Genomic DNA, 556 nt, shown 5'->3' with positions numbered 1-556 from the left:
ATCATGGCAGACGGGCCTCGGGCGGCGCTGTCACGCCAGCGGCGACGGCCGCGGCCGCGGCCGTGGCCGTGGTGGGAAGTCGACCACCGAAGAGCCGCCGCCCGGTCTGGGTCACGATCTCCGCCAGCTCCGCCAGTCCGTTGCGGGCGAACAGCACCACCAGCACCAGGATGATGCCCAGCGGCGCTTGCCAATGCGGTGTCAAGCTGGCCAATCCTTCTTCCAGCAGCAGCAACGCTGCGGCGCCGAGCAGCGGCCCGAGCACGCTCGCCATGCCGCCGACGAGCGCCATGATCAGCAGGTCCGCAGAGCGCGACCAGTGCATGTAGGCCGGGCTCACGAACTGCGCCAAGTTGGCGAGCAGGCCGCCGGCCAGGGTGCAGATCATTCCGGAGATGACGAAGGCGGTGAGCTGGTAGCGGTAGGCCGGCAGGCCGAGCGACTCGACGCGGCGCAGATTGCTGCGGCTGCCGCGCAGCGCCATCCCGAAGCGCGAACGCACCATGCGCTGGACCAGCCAGGCCGTGGCACCGAGGCAGACCAGCACCGCGTAGTA

At 70.3% G+C, this 556-nt stretch carries 1 protein-coding gene; it reads right to left on the bottom strand.

Annotated elements, in window-relative coordinates; translation table 11 throughout:
• Position 1 precedes the first annotated feature (1 nt).
• The coding region (locus CKO41_RS18375; protein WP_200383300.1) for a branched-chain amino acid ABC transporter permease at positions 2–556 on the bottom strand (555 nt) is incomplete at its 5' end.

The sequence above is a fragment of the Thiococcus pfennigii genome, from assembly GCF_016583835.1.
In the GTDB taxonomy this organism is placed as follows: Bacteria; Pseudomonadota; Gammaproteobacteria; order Chromatiales; family Chromatiaceae; genus Thiococcus; species Thiococcus pfennigii.
This window is presented reverse-complemented; position numbering and strand designations above follow the sequence as displayed.